This is a genomic window from Nocardia sp. NPDC001965 (assembly GCF_053594175.1).
In genome coordinates this window covers 177,694-188,842 of the sequence record NZ_JBSFDZ010000007.1, presented here as the reverse complement: position 1 = coordinate 188,842, position 11,149 = coordinate 177,694, and the positions used below count along the sequence as shown (strand labels likewise).

Genomic DNA, 11,149 nt, shown 5'->3' with positions numbered 1-11,149 from the left:
ACCCGGGCCACGAAGACCCCGCCCCGAAAACGGGGCCCACCACAAAGGCGGGGCCCGCCCCGGTTCTGGAGCGACGAAGCGAAGGAGCGCAGCGACCGAGTGTAGGAGTGGATACCCGGGCCACGAAGACCCCGCCCCGAAAACGGGGCCCACCACAAAGGCGGGGCCCGCCCCGGTTCTGGAGCGACGAAGCGAAGGAGCGCAGCGACTGAGCGTAGGAGTGAAGAACCGGGGTTAATAGGGCCCCGCCCCGCGGCGCCGAAGGCGCCGCCATAGATACAGAGGTACAACGTGCGACTGGCCACTTGGAATGTCAATTCGATCCGCTCCCGGCAGGACCGGGTGCTGGCCTGGCTGGATCGCCAGGACATCGATGTGCTGGCGATCCAGGAGACCAAATGTCGCGACGATCAGTTCCCGTTCGAGCGGTTCGCCGATGCCGGGTACGAAGTCGCGCATGTGGGGTTGAATCAGTGGAACGGGGTGGCGATCGCCTCTCGGGTGGGTCTCGACGATGTCGAGATCGGGTTCCCGGGCCAGCCCGGGTTCGACCGTGATGCCGCCGACACCCTCATTCCCTCGCCGACCGTGGAGGCCCGGGCCCTGGGTGCCACCTGTGGCGGTGTCCGGGTGTGGAGCCTGTACGTGCCCAACGGCCGAGCGCTGACCGACCCGCATTACGAATACAAACTCGCTTGGCTGGCCGCGCTGCGCGAGAACGCCGCCCAGCGGCTGGCCGCCGACCCGACGACGAAAACGGCGCTGGTCGGCGACTGGAATATCGCGCCCACCGACGACGATGTGTGGTCGCCGGAGTTCTTTGCGGGCAGAACCCATGTGTCCCAACCGGAACGGGATGCCTTCACCGCGATCACCGAGACCGGGTTCACCGATGTGATGCGGCCGTTCGCGCCCGGCCCCGGGGTGTACACGTACTGGGATTACACCCAGTTGCGGTTCCCCCGGAAGGAGGGGATGCGTATCGATTTCGTGCTGGCTTCCCCGGCGCTGGCCGCGACGGTCGTCGATGCCGGGGTGGACCGCGACGAACGCAAGGGCAAGGGCGCCAGCGATCACGCTCCGGTGGTCGCCGAGTTCACCGACTGAGCGGCGCTACAGCCAGTCGGCGAGTGGGTCGGTGGCCAGGAAGACCCCGAGCGGCTCCGGAATCTCGATATCCGTCCCGAACGGCACGGTCACCTTGGTGCTGTAGCGCCCGTCCTCCGGTTCGCTGTACACGCTCACTTCCGCGGCACCGCGGTCGATCAGGAAGTAGAGCGGGATACCGGTGGCCGCATACAGGAACGGTTTGTCGAGCCGGTCGCGGAGTTCGGTGTGCTGCGCCCGCGAACTGATCTCGATGGTCATGAACACCGGCTGCGGATCCGACCATTCGCCTTCACCGGCGAAGGCCGACGCGGGGGCGAGTATCGCATCCGGCCGCACCCGGCTACCGCTGTTACGCCCGGCCCGCAGGCCCCGGTCGGCGAAAAGCCACAGTTCGGACCGGCGCGGCACCAGGAATCGGGCCAGCCACTGCACGACCCGGGTGTGATTGGTATCGGGGCGCGCCTTCGCGGCCAGCAGGCCGTTCAGATACTCGAGCCGCAGCCCTTCGGAAATCCGCTGAGCAGCCGCGTCGAGTTCTTCGAACTCGTCGACGGTCATCAGCGATCCATGCGAGAGGGTCACGGATAGACCCTATCGCCTGTATCTGATCGCCCCGCCTTCGGCGGGGCGGGTCGGGGCCCTATCAACCCCGGTTCTTCACTACTACGCTCCTCCGCTTCGCTCCCCCGCTCCGTCGCTCCAGAACCGGGGCGGGCCCCGACCACTGAGGTCGACTGTTCGAGGGAGACAGAAGATCCCTACACAGGCACTTGCACACCGGAGTGAGCCCACAGCACAGCAAATACTCAACGGTCGCCGACTCCGGACGGCTGACCGACACCGCTCAGCGCAGTGCACTCGACGACTCGACGACTGCGGCCCGCCCTGTCCTTCGGCAACCGGGGATCCGGGCTGTCTCGGTGGGCCGTCGGCGAACCGGCCGGTTGCGCGGCGGTCGCTGGATCGCTCTGGGGCGGGTAGGGTCGGCGGCGAAAATTGCACATGCCAACGGGGGCTCGCACCAGCGGGCTGAGAGGACGGCTAGCTCCACGGAGCGTTCAGGGCCGTCGACCGTATGAACCTGACCGGGTAATGCCGGCGTAGGGAGGAAATATGACGACCACACCTGTCGATTCCGTGACCACCGGTCCGATCGAGGGCAGCGTCAAGCACTACCGGGAAGTCGGCGATCTGCGTGTTCCGGTGCGCCGGATCGAGCTGACCAACGGTGACAGTTTCGATGTCTACGACACCTCCGGGCCGTACACCGACGAGGCGGCCACCATCGACCTGGAGGCCGGGTTGCCGGCGCTGCGGGACGGCTGGGCGAAGCCGGATGTGCCCGGACCGCGTACTCAGCTGGCGTGGGCGCGGGCCGGGATCGTGACAGCGGAGATGCGGTTCATCGCCGCCCGGGAAGGGGTCGCGCCGGAGGTGGTGCGCGCGGAGGTCGCGGCCGGGCGGGCGGTGATCCCGGCCAATCACCGGCATCCGGAGCTGGAGCCCACCGTGATCGGCAAGAAATTCCTGGTGAAGATCAACGCCAATATCGGCAATTCGGCGGTCTCGTCGTCGATCGCCGAGGAGGTGGAGAAAATGGTGTGGGCGACTCGATGGGGTGCCGACACCATCATGGATCTGTCCACCGGTAAGAACATCCACGAGACCCGCGAGTGGATTCTCCGCAACTCCCCGGTCCCGGTCGGCACAGTGCCGATCTATCAGGCGCTGGAGAAGGTGAACGGCGATCCGGCCGCTCTCACCTGGGAGATCTACCGCGATACCGTGGTCGAGCAGTGTGAACAGGGCGTCGACTATATGACGGTGCATGCGGGGGTGCTGCTGCGCTATGTGCCGCTCACCGCGAAAAGGGTCACCGGCATCGTGTCCCGGGGCGGTTCGATCATGGCCGCCTGGTGTCTGGCCCATCATCGGGAGTCGTTCCTGTACACCCATTTCGAGGAATTGTGCGAGATCCTGGCCCGCTACGACGTCACGTTCTCGCTGGGTGACGGTCTGCGGCCCGGGTCGATCGCCGACGCCAACGACGAGGCCCAGTTCGCCGAACTCCGCACGCTCGGCGAATTGACCAAGGTCGCGAAATCGCACGGTGTCCAGGTGATGATCGAGGGCCCCGGACACGTCCCGATGCACAAGATCGTGGAGAACGTACGGTTGGAGGAGGAATTGTGCGAGGAGGCGCCCTTCTACACACTCGGGCCGCTGGCCACCGATATCGCGCCCGCCTACGACCACATCACCTCGGCCATCGGTGCCGCGATCATCGCGCAGGCCGGTACCGCGATGCTGTGTTACGTGACCCCGAAGGAACATCTGGGCCTACCGGACCGCGACGATGTGAAAACCGGTGTCATCACCTACAAGATCGCTGCTCATGCGGCCGATCTCGCCAAGGGGCATCCGCACGCGCAACGCCGTGACGACGAATTGTCCAAGGCGCGTTTCGAGTTCCGCTGGCGCGACCAGTTCGCGCTGTCACTGGACCCCGATACGGCCCGCGAATACCACGACGAGACGATGCCCGCAGAGCCGGCGAAGACGGCACATTTCTGCTCGATGTGCGGTCCGAAATTCTGCTCGATGCGGATATCGGCAGATGTGCGCGAATACGCGGAGAAGAACAATCTGACCGATATCGACGCGATAGAGGCGGGCATGGCCGAGAAGTCGGCCGAGTTCGCCGACGCGGGGAAGCAGGTCTACCTCCCGATCGTGTCCTGACGGCCCGGGCGGCCCACCACCGTGTGGGCCGCCCGCTTCGGCGGATCATCCGATCGTCGGTCGATACCGTTTTCCGGCACGGAGCGACTCCCGAAACCGACTCACTAATGATAATGATTATCATTAGTGAGTGACCGATTCCGCTCTGCTCCGCCCACTACCCGTGACCGTCCTCTCCGGATTCCTCGGATCGGGCAAGACGACCCTGCTCAACCACATCCTCGCCAACCGGGAAGGTCGCCGCGTCGCCGTGATCGTGAACGATATGAGCGAGGTGAATATCGACGCCGCGCTGGTGGCCGGACAGGGATACCTCGATCGGACCCGGGAGAAGCTGATCGAACTCACCAACGGCTGCATCTGCTGCACCCTGCGCGAGGATCTCGTCGAGGCGGTGCGCAGACTGGCCCGGGAGCAACGATTCGATCAGCTGGTCATCGAATCGACCGGCATCTCCGAGCCGATGCCCGTGGCGGCCACCTTCGAATGGGAATTCGAGGACGGGTTCTCCCTCGGCGAGCTCGCCCGGCTCGACACCATGGTCACCGTGGTGGACGCCTCGACCTTCCTCACGGAGGTGACCCGCGGGGATACGCTCGCGGCGCGGAACCTGGAGGCCGGCGCGGGTGATGAACGCGGTATCGCCGAACTCCTGGCCGACCAGGTCGAATTCGCCGATGTGCTGGTGCTGAACAAAACCGATCTGGTGGGCGCGGCGGTCGCCGGCGCCGTGGAAGCCACACTGCGGCGGATGAATCCGCGGGCAGTACTCATCCACACGAGCAAAAGTGTCGTCGATCTGGCCGAAGTACTCGACACCGGCCGCTACGACCCGGCGGTCGCCGCCACCGCGGAAGGCTGGGACGAAGAACTCGCGGGCGGGCACACCCCCGAAACCGAGGAATTCGGCATCAGCAGTCTCACCTACACCGCCGATCGCCCGTTCCATCCACAGCGCCTCGCGGCGGTCCTGTCCGGATTGCGCAGGCTGTTGCGCAGCAAGGGTTTCTGCTGGATCGCCAGCCGTCCCGACCTCGCCGCGATCTGGTCGCAAGCGGGACCGAACCTCACCTTCGAACCCGCGGCGTGGTGGTCGGCGCTGGACGTCCCCGCCGGTCAGGAGATCGTGTTCATCGGCGTGCGACCGGACCGGGCGGGTCTGCGAGCCGACCTGGACGCGGCGCTGCTCACCGATACCGAATACGCCGCCGGGCCGCACGCCTGGGTGCGGTACCCGGACCCCTTCCCGGCCTGGGAAACACCACACGAACACGCCTGAACAGCAGCGGAACCGGGTACCCGCCGGGCTCGGGTACCCCACCGCCTCGATCACTGCGGCGCTCTCAGTGGGAGATACCGGGCGCCCGGTGCACGTAGGTGCGGTCGGTGACCTGGTCCAGCAGGAACTCCGCGATATCGGCCCGGGCGATCTTCAGGCTGAGCCCCTTCTCGTTCGCACCGAATCCGCGGCGATACGTGCCCGTCCGCGGCCCGTCGGTGAAAGCACTGGGCCGCACGATGGTCCAATCCAGACCGCTGGCCCGGACGTACCCCTCCTGCTGCTGATGATCGGCGTAGGCCGGGCGCAGCAGCATGCCGAACATGATGTATTTCCAGACGAAGTTCAGGTTGGCGCGACTGTCGCCGGCTCCCAGGGTGGACTGGCAGACGAGCCGTTTCACCCCGGTGCGATTCATCGCTTCCATGATCACGCGGGTGCCCTCCGCCCGCACCACGCCCTTACGCCCGTTACCCAGCGCCACCAGGACCGCGTCCTGGCCGAAGACCGCTCGTTCGACCGCACCCGGATCGAGTACATCGCCTTCCACGATGCGCAGCCGTTCGTGGGTCCTGGTTATCCGGCCGGCATCTCGGGTGAGGGCGGTGACCTCGTACCCCCGCGCCAGCGCCTGCTCGACGATGTGCTGTCCGACCGTACCGGTCGCTCCGAAAACCGCGATTCGCATGATTGCTCCTGACTCGAAACCGTTGCCTTGTGGCTGAATCAAGTACAACAATCCGAAGCGAGACGAACCATGGCTCGAACGCTCGGTGACATAAGCGAGCGTCTACGAAATTTCGGTGACTCAGCCTGCGCGGAACGCCCGGGCGGTCGCCTCGTCGGCCGGGTAGAAGGCCTCGATATGCAGTTCGTCGATGGTGACATCGGTCGCCGACAGGGCCGACGCGGTGATGCTGAAGAAAGAGAACTCCGCATCGCCCACTCGCAACTGGAGCGGTACGACGACATCGGTCCGCGCCCGGGCACCGCCGTCGCGGCAGGGATAGGCGGATACCTCGTCGAGCAGCGCTTTCAACCGGACATCCCCGGTCGCCGCCAACCGGCTGCGGACCTGGCCGAGGAGATGGTCCCGCCATTGACCGAGATTGCGGATCCGCGGAGCCAGACCTGCGGGGTGCAGCGAGATCCGGATCGCGTTGACCGGGGGTTCGAGCACTTCGGGAGCGCAGCCCTCGAGCAGCACATCGGTGGCGGCGTTGCGATCGACCACATCCCAGCACCGGTCCAGCACCAGGGCTGGATGCGGTAAGTGTGCGTCGAGCAGGATCCGGAACGCGTCCATCACCGAGCGCAGTTCCGGCGCGTTCACATCGCGCTGGCCGTAGCTCGGCGCATATCCGGCCGCGAGCAGCAGTTCGTTGCGTTCACGCAGCGGGACATCGAGATGTCCGGCCAGGCGCTCGACCATCTCCCGGGTGGGCCGCGAACGACCGGTCTCCACGAAACTGAGGTGGCGGGTGGACACCTCGGCCTGCGAGGCGAGCTGCAGCTGGCTCAGGCGGCGCCGCTCCCGCCAGGACTTCAGCAGCCCGCCGACCGCGGGTCCGGTATCCGAGATCACCACTGTGCAATCGTAGCCGGGACGGTAACCGATCCCATTACCTCCGGGGTAATCGTCTGCGCGGCAGTACGCGGCGATGCTGATGGCACCTGGTTCACCCAACCCCGGAAGGAACACCGATGAAAGACACCGTCGCCGCCTACCTGCGGACCTGGAACACCACCGACGCGGCCGCCCGGACCGAACTGCTGGCCCGCCACTGGGCGCCGGAAGCCTCCTATATCGATCCGCTCGCCGAGGCCGTGGGCCGCGATGCGATCGGGGCGACCATCGGCGCGGTGCACGAACAGTTCCCGGGATTCGTCTTCACCCCGGTCGGCGAGCCCGACACCCACCACCGCCAGGTCCGTTTCCAGTGGGGTCTGGGCCCCGCCGATGCCGAACCGGTGATCATCGGCTTCGATGTGCTGGTCACCGACGAACAGGGCCGGATCGATACCGTGCTCGGCTTCCTGGACAAGGTGCCGGGCTGAGAACCGGGTGCACCGGTGGCCGGCGACGCGCGGACACCGGTGCACCGAGGGCCGGATCCGGATCCGGGCCGGACTGTTCGGGCCCGGCCGCGCGCCGGGAACCCCGAGCGGTCAGGCCCGGCCCAGCGCGAGCGTCACATTGTGGCCGCCGAACCCGAACGAATTCGTCAGCGCGTGATCGATCCGCTGTGGCCGCGCTCGGCCGTGCACGATATCGAGGTCCACATCGGGATTGTCGAGATTGAGGGTCGGCGGCACGACCTGGTCACGGAGTGTGAGTGCGGTCAGGATCGTTTCCAGGGCACCGACCGCGCCGATGGAATGCCCGAGTGCCGATTTCGGCGCGTAGACCGAGGCAGCGGGAGTGACCGCCGCGATCGCGGCCGCCTCCGAGGCGTCACCGATGGATGTCGAGGTGGCATGGGCGTTGACGTGCTGGATATCGGAGGGGGCCAGCCCCGCCACCGTGATCGCCTTGCGCATGGCCCGGGCCGCACCGGCCCCGGCCGGATCGGAGGCCACGATGTGGAAGGCGTCGGAAGTGATCCCGGCGCCGAGGATCCGGGCGTGTATTCGAGCGCCGCGCGCGCGGGCGTGCCTTTCCGATTCCAGCACCACCAGCGCGCCCGCCTCACCGAAGACGAAACCGTCGCGGTCGCGGTCGAACGGCCGTGAGGCCGCGCCGGGTTCGTCGTTGCGGGTGCTCATCGCGCGCATCATCGCGAAACCGGCGATCGGGACGGCGTGGATATGGCCCTCCACCCCACCCGCCACCACCACGTCCGCCTCACCGGTGGCGATCAGCCGCCAGCCCTGCGCGATCGCCTCGGTACCGGAGGAGCAGGCCGAGACCGGCGCGAAAACTCCTGCCTTCGCGCCGATCTCGAGGCTCACGGCGGCCGCGGGGCCGTTCGGCATCACCATCGGCACCGCCATGGGCGAGACCTTGCGGTAGCCCCCGGCCCGCATCGCGTCGACCGCGTCGATGAGCGCGTCGCCGCCGCCGAGCCCGGTGCCGATCGCCACGGCCAGCCGTTCGCCCTCGACCTCGGGCGCGCCCGCCGCCCGCCAGACCCGGCGGCCCAGTACCAGCGCGAGTTGCTCCACGTACGAATGCCTGCGCTGCTCGACCCGCGTCAGTTCCGCCCCGGGATGCGCGGTCAGTTTGCCGCCGATCCGCACCGGCAGGTCGTATTCGGCGACGAAGTCGTCGTCGAGGGTGGTGATACCGGTCCGGCCGTCCAGCAGCCCGGACCAGGTCCCGTCCATATCGTCGGCGATCGAGGTGGCGCCCGCGTAGGCGGTGACGACCACCTGGGTCGCCGTCCGAGTTTCTGAAGCGATCGGTACAGTCACGTGGTCATGGATACCTGTAGCGTTCGCTACAGTCAACCCATGGCCCGCCCACTCGACCACGCCAAACGCGCCGAGATGCTCGATGCCGTGGTGCGCTATATCGCCGAACGCGGCCTCGCGAACCTCTCGCTGCGTCCCCTGGCCGCCGCCCTGGGCACCAGTTCCCGGATGCTGATCTACTACTTCGGCACCAAAGAAGAACTGCTGGTCCAGGCCCTGGCGACCCATCGCCCGGATCTCACCGCAGTCTTCGCCGAAGTACACGACGCCGCCGCGCTGCGGGAACGGCTGTGGGATTTCTGGCGTTCGAACACCACCGGCTCGGGATCGGTCAGCGTGCGGGTGATGCTCCAGGTCCTCGGTGCGGCCTGCGCGCCCCACGGCCCCTACGCGGGCTACGCCGACCAAGCCACCGCGGCATTCGTCACCGCCCTCACCGCGGGCCTGCGCGCACTGAACCCGGACGACGAACCCGAAGTGGTGGCCACGGTGCTGGTCTCCGGGTTGCGCGGCATCCTGCAGGACCGGCTCATCACCGGCGATATCGAACGCACCGACCGGGCGGCCCGCCGGATCATCGACCACACCATCCGCTGATCTGCCGAGCTGCGCACCGGAACATGGCGACAGCCGTCACCGGGAGTCCCTGAGGAATCCCCGCCTTCAGGCGCGGAGAGGAATCAGGGGGTCAAGCGTTCTTCTGGCTCTCAACATAGCATTTCGCTACTGCCGAGGTTGCGCCGCCGACTGTGGCCACGAAGTACGAGTTGGTCCACAGGGTGGGCAAACGAGACTCGAGGGAGGGGAACTCGGCGCGCAGTACGCGAGAGGACCGGCCCTTGACCTGCTCGACCAGCCGGTGAATCCCGAACTGCGGGTCGCAGGTGACCTCCCGCGACCGCGCAACCGAACAGCGGGATCGCCGTGAGAAGCCGATCGCGTACGCGGCCACCGGAATTCCGATTTACCTTCTGATCGACCGGGAATTCGGCGAGATCACGGTGTTCAGTCAGCCTTCGGGCGCGCGCTACCAGCGCCGGGTGACCGCCTCGATCGGTGACAGCGTCGAGCTGCCCGACCCCGTCGGCCTGCCCCTGGACACCGACCGATCAAAGCCTGGGTCCGACAGCCGCCGACTCGAGACACCCACTCGGCCGCGAACCCCGCCGACGTAGGGTGACAGGGTGAGATTGTTGCCGTTGACGCCCCCGGGACAGACCCCGGTCCGGGTGCTCACCATCGCCGGTACCGATTCGGGCGGCGGGGCCGGAATCCAGGCCGATACCAGGACCATGGCCCTGTGCGGGGTGCACGCACTGGTGGCGGTGGCCGCGGTGACCGTGCAGAACACGGTGGGTGTGAGCGGGTTCCACGAGATTCCCCCGCAGGTGGTCGCGGACCAGGTGCGCTCGGTGGCCGGCGATATCGGTATCGGCGCCGCGAAGACGGGCATGCTCGCCTCCGGTGACATCATCGAGGCCGTGGCCGGGGTCTGCCGGGAAGTCGGCATCGGGCACGACGCCGAGGTGCCGCTGGTGGTCGACCCCGTCGCGGCTTCCATGCACGGCGACCCGCTACTGCACACCGAAGCACTCGACGCCGTGCGGTACACGCTGTTCCCGCTGGCCACCATCGTCACCCCGAATCTGGACGAGGTGCGGTTGCTGACCGGGGTGGAGGTCACCGATACGGCATCCGCGCGCCGCGCAGCCGAGGCGCTGCACGGGCTCGGACCGCGCTGGGTCGTGGTGAAGGGCGGCCACCTGCGCACCTCGACGCTGAGCACCGATCTGCTGTTCGACGGCGACCGCTTCCTGGAGTTCTCCGCCCCGCGTATCGAGACCGGCAACGATCATGGCGGCGGCGACACCCTGGCCGCGGCCCTGGCCTGCGCACTGGCCCACGGCTATTCGGTCCCCGACGCCTTCGAATTCGCCAAGGAGTGGACCCGGCGCAGCCTGGAAGCCGCATACCCCCTGGGTAAAGGCCACGGGCCGGTATCCCCGCTCTGGCGTCTGAGCTGACGAACCGCAGCGCCGCGCCCGGAACCTGTCGGTGGGCGGGTCCATACTCGGGGTGTCACCAACGACATCTCCACAACGAGGTGGAGACCGGAACAACGACGTTCGAGCAGTGACACCCGCCGGGTAGGCACGGCGCGCCGCCTTCCCGGCCGGTCGGCTCCGCCGCCCGTAGCAGCGCGAGCAGCGCGGCAGCAGACCCCCGAAGAGCCCGGGACCTGCGGCACCACCTTCTCCACGCGAGTGCCCGGTCGCGAACCTCGTCTTCCACCCCGGATGAACAACCTCTCCACGGCCGGGCCCGCCCCAATTCCGGAGCGCGACGAAGCGAAGAAACCGCAGCGACCGGTCACCGAAGTGACGTACTGGGAGTGACCCGACCATGCGGCGCCGAAGCCGCCCGTGCACCCAGCGGGACCCGCCCTGTTCCGGAGCCAAGAAGCGAAACGCCCCCTCGCGGTGCACGAAGCCTCCGACGGCCCCTCCGAAGGCAGAGCCCACCACAGCGGCGGTACTCACCCCCGATTCTCGAGCGACAGAGCAGAAAAGCGCAGCAGCACCGATAGCAGGAATCGAGAATCCG

Annotated in this window: 11 protein-coding genes and 1 pseudogene; 7 read left to right on the top strand and 5 right to left on the bottom strand. The window is 67.5% G+C overall.

Translation table 11 applies throughout. The annotated features are described in order from the left end of the window. Positions 1-291: 291 nt before the first annotated feature. Positions 292-1,107: an exodeoxyribonuclease III gene (locus tag ACWCPQ_RS13825; RefSeq protein WP_449898251.1), complete on the top strand. Its 816-nt coding sequence runs from the start codon at positions 292-294 to the stop codon at positions 1,105-1,107. Positions 1,108-1,113: 6 nt separating this feature from the next. Here the strand turns inward: ACWCPQ_RS13825 and ACWCPQ_RS13820 are convergent, their stop codons facing one another. Then, positions 1,114-1,692 (bottom strand): Uma2 family endonuclease, encoded by a 579-nt coding sequence (locus tag ACWCPQ_RS13820; protein ID WP_449898250.1) that lies wholly within the window; start codon positions 1,690-1,692, stop codon positions 1,114-1,116. A 531-nt stretch (positions 1,693-2,223) separates the two neighbouring features. Here ACWCPQ_RS13820 and thiC point away from each other — a divergent pair. Continuing rightward, positions 2,224-3,852: a phosphomethylpyrimidine synthase ThiC gene (gene thiC / locus ACWCPQ_RS13815; protein WP_449898247.1), complete on the top strand. Its 1,629-nt coding sequence runs from the start codon at positions 2,224-2,226 to the stop codon at positions 3,850-3,852. Between the two features lie 130 nt (positions 3,853-3,982). Next, positions 3,983-5,131 (top strand): GTP-binding protein, encoded by a 1,149-nt coding sequence (locus tag ACWCPQ_RS13810; protein ID WP_449898244.1) that lies wholly within the window; start codon positions 3,983-3,985, stop codon positions 5,129-5,131. 64 nt (positions 5,132-5,195) lie between these two features. On the opposite strand, the gene ACWCPQ_RS13805 is transcribed toward ACWCPQ_RS13810, so the two are convergent. Continuing rightward, a complete protein-coding gene (locus ACWCPQ_RS13805) occupies positions 5,196-5,819 on the bottom strand; it encodes an NAD(P)-dependent oxidoreductase (RefSeq protein WP_449898242.1) in 624 nt (207 codons plus the stop codon). Between the two features lie 120 nt (positions 5,820-5,939). Then, positions 5,940-6,719, bottom strand: coding sequence for a helix-turn-helix domain-containing protein (locus ACWCPQ_RS13800; protein WP_449898240.1), 780 nt, complete (start codon positions 6,717-6,719; stop codon positions 5,940-5,942). A gap of 116 nt (positions 6,720-6,835) precedes the next feature. On the opposite strand from ACWCPQ_RS13800, the gene ACWCPQ_RS13795 reads away from it, so the two are divergent. After that, the gene (locus ACWCPQ_RS13795; protein ID WP_449898238.1) at positions 6,836-7,189 is read left to right on the top strand and encodes a nuclear transport factor 2 family protein; all 354 of its coding nucleotides are present in this window, start codon (positions 6,836-6,838) and stop codon (positions 7,187-7,189) included. A 111-nt stretch (positions 7,190-7,300) separates the two neighbouring features. Here the strand turns inward: ACWCPQ_RS13795 and ACWCPQ_RS13790 are convergent, their stop codons facing one another. Beyond that, entirely contained in the window at positions 7,301-8,545 is a 1,245-nt protein-coding gene (locus tag ACWCPQ_RS13790) for a KasA/KasB family beta-ketoacyl-ACP synthase (RefSeq protein WP_449898236.1), read from the bottom strand. Between the two features lie 39 nt (positions 8,546-8,584). On the opposite strand from ACWCPQ_RS13790, the gene ACWCPQ_RS13785 reads away from it, so the two are divergent. After that, positions 8,585-9,142 carry a TetR/AcrR family transcriptional regulator gene (locus tag ACWCPQ_RS13785; RefSeq protein WP_449898234.1) on the top strand — a complete coding sequence of 186 codons (558 nt, stop codon included), beginning with the start codon at positions 8,585-8,587 and terminating at the stop codon, positions 9,140-9,142. 91 nt (positions 9,143-9,233) lie between these two features. Here the strand turns inward: ACWCPQ_RS13785 and ACWCPQ_RS13780 are convergent. Further along, positions 9,234-9,434: pseudogene (locus tag ACWCPQ_RS13780) on the bottom strand (IS200/IS605 family transposase); the annotation flags it as partial. Between ACWCPQ_RS13780 and ACWCPQ_RS13775 the strand changes: the two are divergent. Together ACWCPQ_RS13775 and thiD are read left to right on the top strand one after the other, a co-directional pair. After that, positions 9,430-9,720 (top strand): Uma2 family endonuclease, encoded by a 291-nt coding sequence (locus ACWCPQ_RS13775; RefSeq protein WP_449898232.1) that lies wholly within the window; start codon positions 9,430-9,432, stop codon positions 9,718-9,720. The pseudogene ACWCPQ_RS13780 and the gene ACWCPQ_RS13775 overlap by 5 nt on opposite strands. Before the next feature lie 9 nt (positions 9,721-9,729). Then, the gene (gene thiD / locus ACWCPQ_RS13770; RefSeq protein ID WP_449898229.1) at positions 9,730-10,569 is read left to right on the top strand and encodes a bifunctional hydroxymethylpyrimidine kinase/phosphomethylpyrimidine kinase; all 840 of its coding nucleotides are present in this window, start codon (positions 9,730-9,732) and stop codon (positions 10,567-10,569) included. Positions 10,570-11,149: the final 580 nt, after the last annotated feature.

What these genes read in the sequence shown, in the direction of transcription:
- thiC (WP_449898247.1), top strand. Translation starts at nt 2,224, where the DNA reads ATGACGACCACACCTGTCGATTCCGTGACCACCGGTCCGATCGAGGGC.
- ACWCPQ_RS13805 (WP_449898242.1), bottom strand. Translation starts at nt 5,819, where the DNA reads ATGCGAATCGCGGTTTTCGGAGCGACCGGTACGGTCGGACAGCACATC.
- ACWCPQ_RS13795 (WP_449898238.1), top strand. Translation starts at nt 6,836, where the DNA reads ATGAAAGACACCGTCGCCGCCTACCTGCGGACCTGGAACACCACCGAC.
- ACWCPQ_RS13785 (WP_449898234.1), top strand. Translation starts at nt 8,585, where the DNA reads ATGGCCCGCCCACTCGACCACGCCAAACGCGCCGAGATGCTCGATGCC.